Below are 16,841 nucleotides of genomic sequence, written 5' to 3'. Positions count from 1 at the left end.
TGCGGCGCATCCGAAGCATCCACTCATCCCGATTGCACTCCAACGCGATCTCCAAAAAGACATTGAACAGGTTCCAATTATTGTCATGGGTGGCAGGTTTGGTGACAAGTCGTAACTGTTACCTGCTCGGGGGGGGATTTTCCCGCTTTTCAGTCAGCAGTTCTGTTGAAGTGATTTCGGGAATCCCTTTGCCCATGAGTCGTTCTTCGGCTTCCCGGGTCAACACCGTGATGGTGATGCGCCGGTTGGCAGGGGAGCGGGGGGTGTCTGGCTCCAGCAGGTCGCTGGCGGCCAGGCCCACAACACGGCCCAGTTTAGCGTCTGGCATGCCGGCGGACACCAGTTCCCGGCGCGAAGCGTTGGCACGGTCGGCCGACAGCTCCCAGTTGCTGTAGCCCCGGTCGCTGTTGCCATACGGCACGGCGTCGGTGTGGCCCGCCAGGCTGATGCGGTTTTCGACCCCGCCCAGCGCCGCGCCGATCTCGCGCAATATGTCGCGCATGTAGGGTTTTACCAACGCACTGCCGCTGTCAAACATGGGGCGATTCTGGTCGTCGACGATCTGAATCTGCAATCCGTCGGGTGTGATGTCGATGCGGATCTGCGACTTGTATTCGTTCAGGCGCGGGGTTTCGGTGATCAGAGCGTCGATCTTGGCTTCCAGCGCCTTGATGCGATCCAGGTCCTGCTTGGCGCGTTCGGCCTTTGCCGCATCGATGCTCATGCGGCGCTGCTTGGCTTCTTCCGAATCGGAGCGCCGCACCTGGCCGTGCACTTTGGACAGGTCATTGCCGCCGCCCGGAATCACGCTGGAGCTGTTGCCCGCGCCATCGCCTCCGGTCATGGCCACCTTGAGCGGGGACGCAAAATGCGCCGCAATGCCCTGCAGCTCGCCCTTGGCTGTGGAGCCCAGCAGCCACATCAGCAAAAAGAACGCCATCATCGCCGTCACAAAGTCGGCGTACGCAATCTTCCAGGCGCCGCCATGCACCGCATGGCCGCCCTTCTTGATGCGCTTGATGATGATGGGTTGGAGTTTCTTTTCTGCCATGGCGTTGGACCCGTGCAAGAAGTGCTGCTAGCGCGCTACTTCTTGCCTTTCACATGCCCCTCCAGCTCGGCAAAGCTGGGCCGATCGGTCGAGAACAGCACCTTGCGGCCAAATTCGATGGCGGTGGCCGGGTTGTAGCCCTGCATGCTGGCCAGCAAGGTGGATTTGATGCATTGCAACTCTTTCGCGGCATCTTCTGTCTTTTGCTCCACCAGCCCGCCCAGAGGCTCGACCACGCCATACGCCAGCAAAATGCCCAGGAACGTTCCCACCAGCGCCGAGCCGATCATGCCGCCCAGCACCGATGGCGGCTGCCCCACCGAGCCCATGGTGTTGACCACGCCCAGCACCGCCGCAATGATCCCGAATGCGGGCAGGGCGCCGGCCAAACGCTGCAAGGCGGCGATGGGGGCGTGGGCTTCTTGGTGGTGGGTTTCAATTTCACTGTCCATCAGCGCTTCAATCTCATGCGAATTGAGATTGCCCGACACCATCATCCGCAGGTAGTCGGTCATGAACTCAATCACATGGTGGTCGCTGCCGACCGTGGGGTATTTTTTGAAAATTTCGGATTCCCCAGGGGATTCCACATCCTTTTCAATCGCCATCAGCCCCTCTTTGCGGGCTTTTTGCAGGATGTCATAGAGCATCGCCATCAGCTCCATGTACCGCGCCTTCGTGTACTTGGAGCCCTTGAGCGCCATGGGGATCGCGGCCATCGTGGCCTTCAATACCTTGGGCTGGTTGTTGACGACAAACGCACCGAGGGCGCCACCCATGATGGTGACGATTTCAAAAGGCAACGCCGTCAGGATCACCTTGATGTTCCCGCCGTGAAAGACATACACGCCGAAGATGCATCCGAAGCAGACGATGTAACCAATGATGACGAGCATGCTTTTGACGGGTTAGGCGGCGGCCGAAGTAAAAAAGGAGCGGGGCTGGTGAGCCCGCGGTCAGCGCGGTTTACCGAAGGTTACTGCAAATGTATCGGATTGATGAGCGCGAAATGCCATAAGAAAGATGGCAATACGGGGCTTCTCTGGCCAATGAGGTCACCACGGCGCCCGGCAGTCGAGCACTATTTACATGGGGGCCACCAGACCAGTTCGTCTGGGCGCTCCGTCGAAAGGGCGTTGCTGGTGTTGTGCGCGCCGCCCTCGCGTCCTGCGCAGGCGCTGGGTGATCGCGTTCGCAAAAAATCAAGTCAAAAGTGGCTCTAGCGCTTTACCGGAAAGCGCTCATTGCTAACGTATTGATAGCAATTCGATGGTGTGGAGTTGTTGCAGTCGCTGCCCTGGCGCGCGCAATCGCTGCATTTGGGCCGTCTTTCCGCAGTGGCAGGGCCTTTTGGTGGCTCAAGCGCTGCACTATGCTGCGGACATGAAAGCCGTACTGCTCGCGGGGGGCCTGGGAACCCGCATCTCGGAAGAGTCGCACCTGCGTCCCAAGCCCATGATCGAGATCGGTGGGCGGCCCATCCTTTGGCACATCATGAAGATGTATGCCGCCCATGGCGTCAACGACTTCATCATCTGCCTGGGTTACCGCGGCTATGTCATCAAGGAATACTTCGCCAACTACTTCCTGCACATGTCGGACGTGACCTTCGACATGGCCAACAACCGCATGGAAGTGCACCACCGCCACGCCGAGCCCTGGCGCGTGACGCTGGTGGACACCGGCGAAAGCACCATGACCGGCGGCCGTTTGCGCCGCGTGCAGGAATATCTGCCTGCGGGCGAGCCCTTCTGTTTTACCTATGGCGACGGCGTGGCCGACCTCGACATGACGGCCCAGTTTGCCTTTCACCGCGCCCATGGCCGCCAGGCTACGGTCACAGCCGTTCAGCCCCCGGGCCGTTACGGCGCACTGGTGCGTGACGGAGATACCGTGGCCGGGTTCGAGGAAAAACCGCGTGGCGATGGCGGCTGGATCAACGGCGGGTTTTTTGTGCTGCAGCCCGAGGTGATCGACCAGATCGAAGGCGACGCCACCAGTTGGGAGCTGGAACCCATGGCGCAGCTGGCCACCAGTGGCCAGCTGCGCGCCTTTGAGCACACCGGCTTCTGGCAGCCGATGGACACGCTGCGCGAGAAGAACCTGCTCGAAGACCTGTGGCAATCGGGTCGCGCCCCGTGGAAGTGCTGGTAACCCACGATGCGCCCTGATCCCGACTTTTGGCGCGGAAAGCGCGTGTTGCTCACGGGCCACACTGGCTTCAAAGGCGCGTGGCTGGCGCTGTGGCTGCAGCGCCTGGGCGCGCAGGTAACCGGCGTGGCGCTGCCGCCGGGCACTGAGCCCAACCTCTTTTCCCTCGCCCGGGTGGAGCAAGGCACCGAAAGCCATTTTTGCGACATCCGCAGCGCCCAGGCCCTGGCGATGCGTGTGCGCGCCGCCCGGCCCGAGGTGGTGTTGCACCTGGCCGCGCAGGCGCTGGTGCGGCCCGGCTATGCAGAGCCGCTGGATACCTTTTCCACCAACGTGATGGGCACGGCGCATTTGCTCGATGCCTTGCGCGGTCTGGCCGATGTGCGTGTGGCCGTGGTGGTCACCACCGACAAGGTCTACCGCAACCGCGAATGGGCCTACCCCTACCGCGAGGACGACGCCCTGGGCGGGCACGACCCCTACAGCGCCAGCAAGGCCGCCACCGAGCTGGTCACGGCCAGCTACCGCGATTCCTTCCTGGCCGCCCAGGGCATCGCCGTGGCCACCGCGCGCGCGGGCAACGTGATCGGCGGCGGCGACTGGGCCCAAGACCGCCTGCTGCCAGACGCCGTGCGCGCCTGGGAGGCGGGTCAGACCCTGCACATCCGCCGCCCCCAGGCCACGCGCCCCTGGCAGCATGTGCTGGAGCCGCTGGCCGCCTACCTGCGCCTGGCCCAGTGCCTGTGGGAATCGCCCGCACTGGCCGGTGCCTACAACTTTGGCCCGCTGCCCCACGAGGCCGCCACCGTCAAAAATGTGATCGAATTGGCCTCTGGCGCTTATCCATCAAGCGCTACCAGCTATGAAAAAGAGAGTGAAGGCCCGCACGAGGCTGGCTGGCTGGCGCTGGAGACCGCGCACGCCCGCCAGGTGCTGGGCTTGGCCCCGCACTGGGCGCTGAACACCGCCGTGGCCCGCACCATGAACTGGTACCGCCAGCAACACGGCGGCGCAGATGCCCGCGCGCTGTGCCTGGCCGACATCGACGCGTGGGAGGCGCGCCCATGAGCCGCCTGGCCTTGGCGCCACTGCCCCTGGCGGGGCTTTTTCGCGTGATGCGCCAGCCGCTGGTGGACGAGCGTGGCTTTTTTACCCGCATGTTTTGCGCTGCCGAACTGGCGGGCGCAGGCTGGACAGCCCCCGTCGCCCAGATCAACCAGAGCTACACCGCATTGAAAGGCACCGTGCGCGGCATGCACTACCAAAAGCCGCCGCATGCCGAGATGAAGCTCGTGAGCTGCCTGCGCGGCGAGGTCTGGGACGTGGCTGTAGACCTGCGCCAGGGCTCCCCCACCTTTTTGCAATGGCACGCCGAGCATTTGTCGGCCGACAACGGCCACGCATTGCTCATCCCGCCGGGTTTCGCTCATGGCTTCCAAGCGCTGAGCGATAACGCAGAGCTGCTGTATTGCCACTCAGCGGCCTACGCACCCGCAGCCGAAGCGGGCTTGAACCCGCTCGACCCTCGCCTGGCCATTGCCTGGCCGGTGCCCGCGAGCCACCTCTCGCCCCGCGATGCGGGCCAGCCGTGGCTAACAGAAGAATTCGAAGGAGTGCGCCTGTGAAGTGCCGACACTGCGGCAGCCCGCTGCAACTGCCGTTTTTGGACCTGGGCAGCGCGCCCCCGTCCAACGCCTACCTGAGCGAGGCCGCCCTGCGCGCGCCCGAGACCTGGTTCCCCCTGCGCCTGTTGGTGTGCGAGACCTGCTGGCTGGTGCAGACCGAAGACCACGCCGGGCGCGAGGCGCTGTTCACCGACGACTACGCGTACTTCAGCTCGTTCTCGTCGTCGTGGCTGGCCCATGCCCAGGCGTATGTGCAGGCGATGCGCGAGCGCCTGGCACTCACGCCCGCAAGCCGCGTGGTCGAGGTCGCATCGAACGATGGCTATCTGCTGCAGTACGTGCAGGCGGCCGGCATCCCCTGCTACGGCGTGGAGCCCACGGCCAGCACGGCGGCCGCAGCCCGCGCCAAGGGCATTGAGGTGGTGGATCGGTTCTTTGGCGTGGCGCTGGCCGACGAGCTGGCCGCCGCAGGCCGCCAGGCCGACCTGATCGCCGCCAACAACGTGCTGGCGCATGTGCCCGACATCAACGACTTTGTGGGCGGCTTCACGCGGCTGCTCAAGCCCCATGGCGTGGCCACCTTCGAGTTTCCGCACCTGCTGCGCATGGTGGAGGGCTGCCAGTTCGACACGGCGTACCACGAGCACTATTCCTATTTGTCGCTCACGGCGGTGCAGCGCATCTTTGCGGCCAATGGGCTGGTGGTGATTGACGTACAGGAGCTGCCCACGCATGGCGGCAGCCTGCGCGTGTTTGCCGCCCGCGCCGACACCGTGGGCCACCCCCAGGCCACGGCTGAAGGCGCCGCCCGCGTGCAGCAACTGCTGGCCACCGAGGCCACGGCCGGCATGCTGGGTGCGGGTTTTTACAGCGATTTCCAGGCCCAGGCCATACGGGTCAAGCGCGAGCTGCTCACATTTTTGCTGCAATGCCAGGCCGACGGTATCTCCGTGGGCGCCTACGGCGCTGCCGCCAAGGGCAACACCTTGCTCAACTTTGCGGGCGTGCGGCCCGATCTGCTGCCTTATGCCGTGGACAAGAACCCTGCCAAGCAGGGCCAGTACCTGCCTGGCAGCCACATCCCGGTGGTGAGCGAGGCGCACCTGCGCGCCCACAAGCCGCAGCGCATCCTGATCCTGCCCTGGAACCTGCGCAGCGAGGTGGCCGACCAGCTGGACTACACGCGCAGCTGGGGCGCGCAGATGGTGGTGGCCGTGCCGCGCCTGGAGGTGTTCTAGGTGATCGAGATCCATCCCACCGCGCAGCTCTCGCACCTGGCCGACATCGAAGACTCGGTGCGCGGCACGCGCATCGTGGTGGGCGCGCATTCGGTGATCGACAGCTTCGTCAAGGTCAAGCCTGCGGGCGGCAGCGGCGACCTGGTGGTGGGTGAGCATGTGGTCATCAACGCGGGCTGTGTGCTCTACACCGGCAACGGCATCCACATCGGCAATTACGTGGCGATTGCCGCCAACTGCACCTTTGCGCCGGTCAACCACGCCTATGCCGACCGCAGCCGCTTGATCCGCGAGCAGGGTTTTCTGCCCAGCAAGGGCGGCATCGTGATCGAGGACGACGTGTGGATCGGCGCCAACTGCGTGCTGCTCGACGGCGCCGTGCTGCGGCGCGGCTGCGTGGTGGGCGCGGGCTCCATCGTGCGCGGTGAGCTGCTGGCGTACACCGTGTATGCGGGCCAGCCGCTGGCGGCCGTGGGGGAGCGCCGGTGACGGGCCTGCCCCCTTCCGCCTTCACCGTGCTGGGCGCCACGGGCTACATCGGCAGCCGCTTGGTGGCGCACCTGCAGGCCCAGGGCCACACCGTGTGGGCGCCTGCGCGCGGCGATGCCGAGGTGTTCACCCGCCCGCTGGGCCATGTGATCTATTGCGTGGGGCTCACCGCTGACTTCCGCACGCGCCCATTCGACACCGTGGACGCCCATGTGGGGCTGCTGGCCGAGGTGCTGCGTCGCGCGCAGTTTGATTCGCTGCTGTACCTGTCTTCCACCCGCGTCTACATGGGGGCGGCTGATACCCACGAAGACGCGCCTCTGGCCGTGCTGCCAGGCGACCCGTCGTACCTGTACAACCTCACCAAGCTCACCGGCGAATCGCTGTGCCACGCCAGCGGCCGTGCCGAGGTGCGCGTGGCGCGGCTGTCGAACGTGGTGGGGCCGGACATGGATGCGGCATCGGGCAACCTGGTGGCAGACCTGCTGCACCAGGCCCGCCAAGGCCATATGGTGCTGCGCTCTGACCCGCAGTCCGCCAAGGACTATGTGCATGTAGCCGACGTGCTGGACTGGCTGCCGCGCATCGCGCTGCGGGGGCGAAGCACGGTCTACAACGTGGCCAGTGGGGTTCAGACCCCACACGCCCAGTGGCTTGAGTGGCTGGGGACTCGTTACGCCAGCACTTACGAAGTGCAGGGCGGTGCGCCATTGCAGCGTCTTGCGCCCATCAATGCGTCTCGTCTGCACGCTGAGTGGGGGGTGGTTGCACGCTCCGTGTGGGGCGACGGCACAGCGCTGTGATCTGTTGAGTACAAAAGAGAAGAGAAAGGAAATCCCATGGGCAACCACTTGAGCACAGTTTTCTTCGGGGTCAAGGAGCCGAATGGCTTCGTTCAGGGCCTTCAACAGGCCATCGACCAGGTGAATGGCCAGGAAGGCATCTACGCGGGCGACAACCTTTTCACCTACCACCGGAACCTGGGGTTCCTGGAGGATGAGGCCCTGATGCGGGCATTCAACGCCCACGCGAGCACAGACATCGAAAAAGCAGTGCTGTGGCGGATCTCCACCGTGCTATGGGGGGTGCGCAATGGACTGCGGCTGGAGGGCGATTTTGTCGAGTGCGCTTGCTACAAGGGCACAACAGCTCGCATCATCTGCGATGCAGTGGACTTTGCGAACCAGCCAGATCGCCACTATTACCTGTATGACTTGTTCGATCACGACCCGTCACTGCCGCACCATGCCATGCCCGAGCACAGCAAGCAGCTCTATGCGCAAGTCAAAGAGCGGTTTTCCGATTTTGACAATGTGACCGTGACGCAGGGCAAGGTGCCGGAGGTTCTGGCCGAGGTTGCTCCGCAAAAGATCGCTTTCATGCACCTGGACATGAACAATGCAGATGCAGAGGTTGGTGCACTGGAAGTGCTTTTTGACCGCATGGTTCCGGGCGCTGTCCTGATCCTGGACGATTACGGCTGGCTGGCGTACCGGGCACAGAAACTGGCGGAGGACCCCTGGTTCGCCAAGTACGGGTACCGTGTGCTGGAGATGCCCACAGGTCAAGGTATGTTGATTAAGTGAAAGATCCGGTCATGCACCCTTCAGAACAATTCCGCCAAGAACGGCAAGCGCGTTTGCAGTCGTACGCAGAAGATGGCGCTTTCAAGGCGTTGTCGCGCGACTGGCTCCAGGCCTCGATGCAGCGTCAGTACGTCTACAACTTTGACTGGATGGGCCGCCCCATCATTCAGTACCCGCAGGACATGGTGGCCATGCAGGAGCTGGTGTGGCGCGTGCGGCCGGACCTCATCATCGAAACCGGCATTGCTCACGGCGGCTCGCTGGTGTTGAGTGCCTCGCTGTTGGCGCTGCTGGACATGAGCGATGCCATCGAGGCGGGCACCCCGATGGACCCGCGCGTATCGCGCCGCAAGGTGCTGGGCGTGGACATCGACATTCGCGCCCACAACCGCGCCGCCATCGAAGCCCATCCCATGGCCAGCCGCATTGCCATGATCCAGGGCTCGGCCGTGGCGCCGGATGTGGTGCAGCAGGTGCGCGACTTTGCGAAGGGCTACCAGCGCGTGCTGGTGTGCCTGGATTCCATGCACACGCACGACCATGTGCTGGGCGAGCTGGACGCGTATGCGCCGCTGGTCACCCCCGGCAGCTACTGCGTGGTGTTTGACACCTTTGTGGAAGACATGCCGCCCCAGTTCTTTGCCGACCGCCCCTGGGACGTGGGCAACAACCCCAAGACCGCTGTGCACCAGTGGCTGGCCGGGCATGCCGAGTTCGAGGTCGACGTCGAGATGGAGCAGCGCCTGCAGGTGACGGTGGCGCCGCATGGGTTCTTGCGGCGCAAGGGGTGATTCGTCCGTTGTTGCAGTCGAAAATATGGTGAAAATGGGCTCTGGCGCTTATTTTATAAGCGCTGGTAGCTACTATTTTTATAGTGATTGATCCCGACTGGCCGGGCACTATGCCTTGAAGGGCTCCATCCCCATCGCTTGTGTGGCGTGCCGCAGGTAGGTGACGGCAAATTCCGTGTGGCCATGCGCGTGTTCCACCTCGGCCAGGCACGCCAGTGCAACGGGGTCGTGTGGCACGGCGTTCAGGACCACCTCGGCCAGTTCTGTCACCGCGATCCATTGGCGACCGGTGATCTGGGCACCTGACGCATCCGCCTGGGCGTGGGGGTTGGAAGTTTTGGCTCTTTCCACCAGATGCTGCAAGCGTTCATGGGCCTCGGACAGGCTGATCCGCTGGCCGGGCTTGAGCCCAACCCCCGGAGTCGGCGCTTGGGTCCATTCCTCTGGCAGTTGAGGCAACCACTCCTGCATAGCCTGCATCTGGGCATCGGCATTGCCTGGGTGCTGTGCCTGGGCAAGCCACTGCAGCCACATGACCCGCAGGCCCTCGCCAAAGTGGTGGTTAAAAACGTCCTCGCGCATCAGCGCAGATCGCTCCACCTCATCACGCAACCCCAGCCGCAAGGTGTTCAGCGCCTGGGCGTCGGCGGCCAGTCCACATGCGATGCGCACATAGTCTTCGGCTGTTTTTGCCAACCATTCAGTGCGGCCCAGGTAGGTCAGCAAACCAACCCCCATCCGGCTTTTAAAGCTATGGCCCACCATGGAAACGATGGGCACACCCATCCAGAGCACGTCGAAGGTGGTGGTGCCACCGGTCAGCGGGAACGGATCGAGCGCGATGTCGATGCGGTGATAGGTCAGGTACTGGTTGTCGCCATCCAGCGCCACCAAGTCCAGCCGCTCCGGGTCCAGGCCCAAGCCTTGGCAGCGCTGGCGGTAGGCATTGGCGAAATCGGGCCGGTCAAGGTTTTTGCCTTCGATCAGCAGGCGTGAACCCGGCACCGCCGCAAGCACCTGGCCCCACAGCGCCAGCACGCCATCGGTGAGTTTGCCCAGGTTGTTGCAGGAGCCAAACGTGATGAACCCGTTTTCCATCGCCGGGGTAGCGCGCACCTGATAGCGCGGCTGATAGCGCCACAGCGGGTGGCGGCTCATGGGGCGGTAGCAGGCAAACAGGGTGGGCAGGCGGTAAAGCTGCTCGGTGTAATGCGCTTGGGCGTCTGGAGGGTCGGTGATCTCGTCGGTGAACTTGTAGTCCACCGCGTCCAGCCCCGTCGTCGCGGGGAACCCCAGCCACGAGACCTGTACCGGCGCCGCCTTGTGGGCCAAGGTCAGCAGCCCGTTGTAGCCCGTGTGGCCCGCCAGATCGATCAGGATGTCAATCTTGTGGGAGCGAATGGACTGCACCTGCTGCTCGGCACTGAGGCCTGCCAGGCGGACAAAGTGGTCTGCGTGGTGCCGGACCCGAGCCGTGACTTGATCGTCGCGCGGGAACAAATAAAAGGCGAATACTTCAAACTGCCGCCGATCCAGCTGCGCCAGCAATCCCTCGACGAAATACATGACAGAGTGCGCTCGGAAGTCGGGCGACAAAAAGCCAATGCGCAATTTTCGCCACGGCTCGTCCTGGTGCGAGGAAAAATCAGGCCAAGACGGTTTCAGTGAAGGCTCAAACACTTGCCCATAGTCACGTGCGGCTTGGGAGAGACTGGCCGCATCCACATCCGGATCTGCCAGCATGAACAAAAGCCTGTTCGTGTGGTTAGACGACTCCAGCGGCGCCAGGGTGATCGCATCCACGCAATCCTGAACAGCTTCCTTGATTTGCCCCAGCTCGCGGCGATGAATGGATTTTTGGTTGAGTGAGGCTGCTTTTTCGGAAGTGTCTGACGCCAGCTCGGAAGCCCGCTGGGCCGCCTGAAAGCCTTTTTCGTTGTGCGTCATCAAATAGCAGCATTGCGACAACTTGAGCCAGCAAATTGCCATCTCAGGACGTAAATCACAAACTTTTTCTAGAACCGGCAGCGCCTCAGAATTACGCGCCTGATTGAGCAACACATTGCCGTAGTTGATCAAAAGTTCTGCATCGTTCGGCCAAATCAAGGTTCCGCGGCGGTACACCTCTATCGACTCGTCCGCTTGGCCCAGACAGTCCAGCGCGTAACCCAACAGGCGTGTGGCATGAAGGTCGCGGGAGTTCTTGCGCAGACTCTGCTTGCACAGGCGCGCCAGCAAATGCCAGTCTTTGGCATCCAGAGCGGCCTGAAGCCTGCCATCTGCGGGAGCTTTGTTTTTGCCAGGGTTTCTGCCGTGCACGTGAATCCTTTGCGAATTGTCTGGTCGGCAGTTTGGCCATTGGCATCTGCCGCCGCTTCGGTGGCGGCAGATGCGCGCACCAATGCTAATTTTGCAGCAGCGCGAGGACACCCTGTGGAATCTGATTCGCCTGCGCAACCATTGCGGTGCCTGCCTGTTGCAGGATCTGTGCGCGTGACAGGTTGGCGGTTTCAGCGGCGAAGTCCGCGTCGAGAATCCGGCTGCGCGACGCAGACAGGTTTTCGGATGTGATGTTCAGCGACGAGATGGATGTTTCAAACCGCGCTTGCAATGCACCCAGTTTGGCGCGTTCACCGTTGATGAATGACAGTGCGGAGTCCACCGTCTTCAAAGCTTCTGTAGCCTTTTTGAAGGTGGTGACATCCAGATTGGCCACCTCTTGTAAATCGGATGCACTGTCTGCAGGAAGCGTGGTGTTGAACGCATTGGTGGTGGTGGCATTGGTCGAAAACGACTTTTCCGAGTCAAGCACTACATAGCCGCTGATCGTCGAACTGTCGGCTCCAGCGGCCGCTGCCAGGGCATCTGGCCCGCCAATGGCCGTGCCATTGGCCTGCAACTTCTGAATAGTGATGTCGCCTGCGTTCGCGCCCGATGCCGCACCCTTGTAGATGCCAATATCCTGCCCCGTCGCATTGGTCAGAATAATCCCGGTGCTCGCGGGGTTCAGAGAGGCGGTGACCCCCGTCTTGGCAGATTGTTCGTTGATGGCGGAAATGGCATTTGACAACCCATCCGAGGTATTGGTTGCCGAAATATTGAACGAAATCGACTGTCCGAGTGCCGGTGCCGTCGGAGTGTTTTCTGACCGCAATTCAAAAGTGTAAGAGCCGACCGACACGAAAGACAGGTCAACTTCAGTGCGCGCAGATCCTGTAACACCAGTATTTGCAGTCTGAAGGTTGATTTTGTCAGCCATTGCCTTGGCGGTGTCATTGTTTGCGATGGTGATGTTCTGTGATCCCAGCGCACCGTTGACGGCAAGCGTGCCACCTGTCACGCCGTTGGCACCCCAAGTGCCTGCGTTTGCTCCACTGCCTGCGCCGTTGACCGATGTGTTCTGGTTGTTGCCATACACACTGGTTCGCAAATTGGCCGTAGCTGCCACGATGGTCTGGTTGGCATTGGCGCCCACTTGGAACTGTTGGGTACCAAATGTGCCGTTCAGCAGCTTGGCGCCGTTGAATTCGGTGGTCTGGGAGATGCGGTCCAGTTCAGCAACCAGTTGGCCCACTTCCTGGTTCAACGCTTGGCGGTCGCTTGGGCTGTTCGACGCGTTGGCCGACTGCACCGCCAGTTCTCGTACGCGCTGCAGGATGTCGCCCGCAGCTTTCATCGCGCCTTCGGCTACCTGGGCCAACGAAATACCGTCATTGGCATTGCGTGCGGCCTGGTTCAGACCCCTGATCTGGCTGGTGAAGCGCTCGGAGATGGCCAAGCCAGCGGCGTCGTCCTTGGCGCTGTTGATGCGCAGTCCCGACGACAGGCGTTGGATGGACGTGTTGAGCGAAGTCTGGCTCATGCCCAGGTTGCGCTGGGCCGTCAGGGAGGCTACGTTGGTGTTGATAGTGGCTGCCATGGATGTGCTCCTTGAGGCTCTGGGTGGACATTTGTGCCTGATGGGGTGACTACCGTCCGGCAGGCAATACAAGAACGATGAGGAATTGTGGGCATTGGTCGCCCAGGGCGTTGGCGGGATAAAGAGCGGAAAAACCTGCCAACTTGTGCGTTTGCCCCTAAAGTTTCCCGAGGGGAGGTCGAAACTACTTGCAACGGAAGGCAGACGCCAACCGCCGTTCAACAGGAAGCCGGGTGGGCACTGTGAACCGTATAGCCAGGTGCCTTACCTGGCACCAGGTTGGCGGCAACGCCATATTCAGTTAGTTCTATATCAGGAGCATTTGCTATGGCTGCTACCATCAATACCAACGTCGCCTCGTTGACCGCACAGCGCAATCTGGGCATGAGCCAGACCTCGCTCAACACGTCCATCCAACGCCTGTCGTCGGGACTGCGCATCAACAGCGCCAAGGACGACGCCGCCGGTTTGGCTATTTCTGAGCGCTTCACTTCGCAGATCAAGGGCCTGAACCAGGCTGTGCGCAATGCCAACGACGGTATCTCGCTCGCACAAACCGCTGAAGGCGCGCTCAAGGCGTCTGGCGACATCCTGCAACGTGTGCGTGAATTGGCTGTGCAGTCTGCCAACGCTTCCAACAGCTCTAGTGACCGTCAAGCGCTGCAGCAAGAAGTTTCGCAATTGGTGTCCGAGCTGGACCGCATCTCGCAAACCACCGAATTCAACGGCGCCAAGCTGCTGAACGGAACTTTTGGTACCCAACAGTTCCAAGTCGGCGCCAATGCCAACCAGACGATCGTGGCGGCCACGGCCAATCTGCGGACGAGCCAGTACGGCAACAACCAAAATACGTCGTCGAGCGGTGCAGGTGTTTCTGCGGCAGCGGCCACATGGGGTGCTAACGGCGTAACGGGTGGAACGTTGGCGGTCAGCGGTGCGCTTGGGTCACAAAACATTACCATCGCCGCTAACGATACGTCGAAAGCCATGGCTGACAAGATCAACCTGCAGACGACTTCTACAGGTGTTACGGCCACTGCCCGCACTGAGGTGAAACTGAGCTTCCAGAGCGCTGGTGCCTACACTTTTGAGCTGCGCAGTGACAACACACCGACGTCTCCTGCTGTCGGTCAAGCGATTTCGTTTAACGTTACAGCCACAGGCACATCGGACGGTTTGTCCAACGCGGTGGCAGCGATCAATGAGCAGTCCTCGAAAACGGGCGTAACGGCTGCGCTTGCTTCTGACAACTCGGGCATCATCCTGACAAATGCAACGGGTAACGACATCACCTTGGCAAAAAGTGGTACGGGCGCTGCCAGCGCGGGCGATGTCACCGTTCAGAAGCTGCAGGCAGATGGCACATCGGCTGGTGCTGCAGATACCCTGGCGGCTGCATCTGCAGCAGATGCGTCTACGGTCAGCGGCTATGTGGTGTTGGACTCAGAGAAGTCTTTTGCTATCGCTGCTACAACAACCAACGCCTTTAGTACAGCGACTGCAGCCAATGCCGCCTCTGACCTGCAAGAGGTGTCTAACCTGGATGTGACGACCTTCAAGAAGTCGACAGAAGCCCTGAAGACAGTGGATTCCGCGCTGTCCTTCATCAACGGCGAGCGTGCCAAGCTCGGTGCCTTGCAATCGCGCTTCGAAACGTCGATCAGCAATCTGCAAGTGACTTCTGAAAATCTGTCTGCATCGCGTTCGCGCATTCTGGATGCCGACTTTGCTGCAGAAACTGCCAACCTGTCGCGTTCGCAGATCCTGCAACAGGCTGGTACCGCAATGGTGGCCCAGGCCAACCAGCTGCCTCAGGGTGTGTTGGCCCTGCTGCGTTAAGCGGCGGGTATGGCGGTCAGGGCGTTGCAGCGCCCTGATGTGACCGGGGCGGCGGCAGTTTTCTGCCGCCGCCATTTGGCTTTCTGGAAGGCGGGTGCCAGGACCGCTGGATAAGACGGGTTTCCTGGCGTGTTTACGGACGTTAGTTGTCGCCATTCGGCGCCATAATTTCTGTTGGACCAGTTCAGGAGGTTTGTATGGCAACCATTTCATCCCCAGGCCTCGCGACAAACGGGCTCGATGTCAAGAGCATCATCAAGGAGTTGGTCGCGCTCGAAAAAAGGCCCTTGGCATCGCTGCAGTTACAGGCCGCCACGGTCAGTACCAAGATATCGGCGTACGGGCAGATCAAATCGCTTGTCTCCGCACTGGGGGATGCCGCAGGCAAACTGACCAGTCTGACCGGCTGGAACGGTGTGAGCACGTCATCGTCTGATTCCAAGTACGTATCTGCCACTGCCATCGGTGGCACCTTACCCACGACCTTCAGTGTGGAAGTGCAAAGTCTGGCCAAGGCACAGGCCACCGCGTCTGCCGCACTTCTGCCTGTGGGCGGGGCGTTGGGTGCTGGCACGATCCGCCTGGAGTTGGGCAAATGGAGCGTGGCGCCTGCATCGTTCACGCCCGGCAGCGGTCAACCCGTGGACATCACCATCAGTGCGAGCGATACGCTTACAGACGTGGCCAGCAAGATCAACGGGTCTAACGGGGGCGTGACCGCGTCGATTTTGAGCGACGCTTCGGGTGAGCGCTTGTTGTTGCGCAGCAAGACGACCGGCGAGGAGGCCGGTTTTCGCCTTAGCGTGATGGAAGGCGGAGACACCGATATCGGAAGTGCGGGAAATACCGACGCCACCGGGCTGTCTCGTCTCGTGGCGGGCACCCTTGTGACCCAAGCGGCTGCCGATGCCAAGGCTACGGTCAACGGCATCGCAGTGTCTTCTGCCACCAATACTTTTGCCACCACGATTTCTGGGGTGACCTTCAAGGCAGAGCAAGTGACTACGGCGCCGATCGAAATTGCGGTGGGCAAGGATGACACGGCGATCCAGGCGAATATCGCTGAATTCGTCAAGGCGTACAACGCCATCAATCAGTTGCTGCAGGACGCCACGAAATACGACTCAAAGACCAACTCGGCCGGGTTGTTGCAGGGGGACTCGACGGCTGTTGCGTTGCAGAACTCTCTGCGTAATGCCATCCAGTCTGTGACCTCGGGCGGCGGGGCCTTCAAGCGCTTGGCGGATGTGGGCATCACGCAGCAATTGGGTGGCGACTTAGCGGTGGATTCCACCAAGTTGAGCAAGGCGCTGGCAGAGAAGCCAGACGATGTAAAGAATCTGTTTCGCAATACCGGCGGCGGCTCGGCCAATGGTCTTGCGGTGCAGCTGAAGGCGCTCACAACCAATCTGTTGTCCACCGATGGTTTCTTCAAATCGAAGGACGACACGCTGCAGTTGAACCTTAAGCGCAATGGCTTGGATCAAGCGCGGTTCAACGACAGGGTAGATGCGTTTGAAAAGCGCATCACTGCGCGCTATAACGCGCTGGATACGCAGATGAGCACCCTGAATGGCTTGAATGCCTATATCTCGCAACAGGTGACTACCTGGAATAAATCGAACAACTAATCGAGGGCTTCAGTTTTTCTGGCGCTAGCCGATAACTAAAGTAATACCTCGGAAGGATTGTCAGCATGTTCAGCGCCTACAGCCCCCGTGCAGCCAACGCTTATCAGCGTATCAATGTGGAAACCAGCATGCACACGATTGACCAGCACCAGCTGGTTGCGCTGCTGTATGAGGGCGCCATCGGTGCCATTGCAACGGCGCGTGGTGCCATGGCGCGTGGTGATGTGCTGGGCAAGGTCAACAACATCTCCAAAGCCATCCGCATCATTGAAGAGGGGCTCAGCACGGCTCTTGACAAGGTGGATGGGGGGGAGATTGCCCAGAACTTGGGCGCTCTTTACGAATACTGCATTCACCGCCTGATCCTGGCCAATGCCCGCAATGACGATGCGATGATGCAGGAAGTCATGCGGTTGATTGAGCCTGTGGCCCAGGGCTGGAACGAAATCAAGAAACAATCAGGTGCGGGTACTGCAGGTATCTCCGCCTCGGGCCAGCCAGCGCTGGTGGAGGCCTGAACC

15 protein-coding genes are annotated in these 16,841 nt (G+C 61.4%); 11 read left to right on the top strand and 4 right to left on the bottom strand.

The window, feature by feature from the left end:
• Positions 1-118 precede the first annotated feature (118 nt).
• Both motB and motA read right to left on the bottom strand, forming a co-directional pair.
• Positions 119-1,051: a flagellar motor protein MotB gene (gene motB, locus ACK41V_RS16985; RefSeq protein WP_409783965.1), complete on the bottom strand. Its 933-nt coding sequence runs from the start codon at positions 1,049-1,051 to the stop codon at positions 119-121.
• Positions 1,052-1,086: 35 nt separating this feature from the next.
• Positions 1,087-1,947, bottom strand: coding sequence for a flagellar motor stator protein MotA (gene motA, locus ACK41V_RS16980; protein WP_409783964.1), 861 nt, complete (start codon positions 1,945-1,947; stop codon positions 1,087-1,089).
• A 487-nt stretch (positions 1,948-2,434) separates the two neighbouring features.
• Here motA and rfbF point away from each other — a divergent pair, with 487 nt between their 5' ends.
• Genes rfbF through ACK41V_RS16940 form a run of 8 tightly spaced genes read left to right on the top strand, consistent with a single transcriptional unit; the run spans position 2,435 to position 8,931 of the window.
• Complete coding sequence (gene rfbF / locus ACK41V_RS16975) at positions 2,435-3,205, top strand: glucose-1-phosphate cytidylyltransferase (protein WP_409783963.1); 771 nt, start codon at positions 2,435-2,437, stop codon at positions 3,203-3,205.
• A 6-nt stretch (positions 3,206-3,211) separates the two neighbouring features.
• Positions 3,212-4,270 carry a CDP-glucose 4,6-dehydratase gene (gene rfbG / locus ACK41V_RS16970; RefSeq protein WP_409783961.1) on the top strand — a complete coding sequence of 353 codons (1,059 nt, stop codon included), beginning with the start codon at positions 3,212-3,214 and terminating at the stop codon, positions 4,268-4,270.
• Positions 4,267-4,827, top strand: a complete 561-nt coding sequence (locus tag ACK41V_RS16965; protein ID WP_409783959.1) for a dTDP-4-dehydrorhamnose 3,5-epimerase family protein — start codon at positions 4,267-4,269, stop codon at positions 4,825-4,827. The genes rfbG and ACK41V_RS16965 overlap by 4 nt, the downstream gene beginning before the upstream one ends.
• Positions 4,824-6,065 carry a methyltransferase domain-containing protein gene (locus ACK41V_RS16960; protein WP_409783958.1) on the top strand — a complete coding sequence of 414 codons (1,242 nt, stop codon included), beginning with the start codon at positions 4,824-4,826 and terminating at the stop codon, positions 6,063-6,065. Before ACK41V_RS16965 ends, ACK41V_RS16960 begins: the two co-directional genes overlap by 4 nt.
• Positions 6,066-6,554 (top strand): acyltransferase, encoded by a 489-nt coding sequence (locus ACK41V_RS16955; protein ID WP_409783956.1) that lies wholly within the window; start codon positions 6,066-6,068, stop codon positions 6,552-6,554.
• The gene (locus tag ACK41V_RS16950) at positions 6,551-7,357 is read left to right on the top strand and encodes an NAD-dependent epimerase/dehydratase family protein (RefSeq protein ID WP_409783954.1); all 807 of its coding nucleotides are present in this window, start codon (positions 6,551-6,553) and stop codon (positions 7,355-7,357) included. The genes ACK41V_RS16955 and ACK41V_RS16950 overlap by 4 nt, the downstream gene beginning before the upstream one ends.
• Before the next feature lie 36 nt (positions 7,358-7,393).
• Positions 7,394-8,140, top strand: coding sequence for a class I SAM-dependent methyltransferase (locus ACK41V_RS16945; RefSeq protein WP_409783953.1), 747 nt, complete (start codon positions 7,394-7,396; stop codon positions 8,138-8,140).
• Between the two features lie 11 nt (positions 8,141-8,151).
• The gene (locus ACK41V_RS16940; RefSeq protein ID WP_409783951.1) at positions 8,152-8,931 is read left to right on the top strand and encodes a cephalosporin hydroxylase family protein; all 780 of its coding nucleotides are present in this window, start codon (positions 8,152-8,154) and stop codon (positions 8,929-8,931) included.
• A 108-nt stretch (positions 8,932-9,039) separates the two neighbouring features.
• Here the strand turns inward: ACK41V_RS16940 and ACK41V_RS16935 are convergent, their stop codons facing one another.
• Together ACK41V_RS16935 and ACK41V_RS16930 are read right to left on the bottom strand one after the other, a co-directional pair.
• Positions 9,040-10,878, bottom strand: coding sequence for an acetylglucosamine transferase (locus tag ACK41V_RS16935; protein WP_409783949.1), 1,839 nt, complete (start codon positions 10,876-10,878; stop codon positions 9,040-9,042).
• Between the two features lie 457 nt (positions 10,879-11,335).
• Positions 11,336-12,850, bottom strand: coding sequence for a flagellin (locus tag ACK41V_RS16930; RefSeq protein ID WP_409783947.1), 1,515 nt, complete (start codon positions 12,848-12,850; stop codon positions 11,336-11,338).
• Between the two features lie 327 nt (positions 12,851-13,177).
• On the opposite strand from ACK41V_RS16930, the gene ACK41V_RS16925 reads away from it, so the two are divergent.
• The 3 genes from ACK41V_RS16925 to fliS all read left to right on the top strand — a co-directional run bounded on the left by ACK41V_RS16925 (position 13,178) and on the right by fliS (position 16,838).
• Positions 13,178-14,689 carry a flagellin gene (locus ACK41V_RS16925; RefSeq protein WP_409783945.1) on the top strand — a complete coding sequence of 504 codons (1,512 nt, stop codon included), beginning with the start codon at positions 13,178-13,180 and terminating at the stop codon, positions 14,687-14,689.
• 197 nt (positions 14,690-14,886) lie between these two features.
• The gene (fliD, locus tag ACK41V_RS16920; RefSeq protein ID WP_409783943.1) at positions 14,887-16,320 is read left to right on the top strand and encodes a flagellar filament capping protein FliD; all 1,434 of its coding nucleotides are present in this window, start codon (positions 14,887-14,889) and stop codon (positions 16,318-16,320) included.
• Between the two features lie 65 nt (positions 16,321-16,385).
• Complete coding sequence (gene fliS, locus ACK41V_RS16915) at positions 16,386-16,838, top strand: flagellar export chaperone FliS (RefSeq protein ID WP_409783941.1); 453 nt, start codon at positions 16,386-16,388, stop codon at positions 16,836-16,838.
• Positions 16,839-16,841: the final 3 nt, after the last annotated feature.

The sequence above is a fragment of the Acidovorax sp. genome, from assembly GCF_046291265.1.
GTDB lineage: Bacteria > Pseudomonadota > Gammaproteobacteria > Burkholderiales > Burkholderiaceae_C > Acidovorax.
This window is presented reverse-complemented; position numbering and strand designations above follow the sequence as displayed.

Coding starts and splice junctions, on each gene's coding strand:
- ACK41V_RS16935 (WP_409783949.1), bottom strand. CDS start 10,878: ATGACGCACAACGAAAAAGGCTTTCAGGCGGCCCAGCGGGCTTCCGAG.
- ACK41V_RS16945 (WP_409783953.1), top strand. CDS start 7,394: ATGGGCAACCACTTGAGCACAGTTTTCTTCGGGGTCAAGGAGCCGAAT.
- fliD (WP_409783943.1), top strand. CDS start 14,887: ATGGCAACCATTTCATCCCCAGGCCTCGCGACAAACGGGCTCGATGTC.
- motB (WP_409783965.1), bottom strand. CDS start 1,051: ATGGCAGAAAAGAAACTCCAACCCATCATCATCAAGCGCATCAAGAAG.
- rfbF (WP_409783963.1), top strand. CDS start 2,435: ATGAAAGCCGTACTGCTCGCGGGGGGCCTGGGAACCCGCATCTCGGAA.
- ACK41V_RS16965 (WP_409783959.1), top strand. CDS start 4,267: ATGAGCCGCCTGGCCTTGGCGCCACTGCCCCTGGCGGGGCTTTTTCGC.
- rfbG (WP_409783961.1), top strand. CDS start 3,212: ATGCGCCCTGATCCCGACTTTTGGCGCGGAAAGCGCGTGTTGCTCACG.
- motA (WP_409783964.1), bottom strand. CDS start 1,947: ATGCTCGTCATCATTGGTTACATCGTCTGCTTCGGATGCATCTTCGGC.
- ACK41V_RS16940 (WP_409783951.1), top strand. CDS start 8,152: ATGCACCCTTCAGAACAATTCCGCCAAGAACGGCAAGCGCGTTTGCAG.
- ACK41V_RS16930 (WP_409783947.1), bottom strand. CDS start 12,850: ATGGCAGCCACTATCAACACCAACGTAGCCTCCCTGACGGCCCAGCGC.
- fliS (WP_409783941.1), top strand. CDS start 16,386: ATGTTCAGCGCCTACAGCCCCCGTGCAGCCAACGCTTATCAGCGTATC.
- ACK41V_RS16925 (WP_409783945.1), top strand. CDS start 13,178: ATGGCTGCTACCATCAATACCAACGTCGCCTCGTTGACCGCACAGCGC.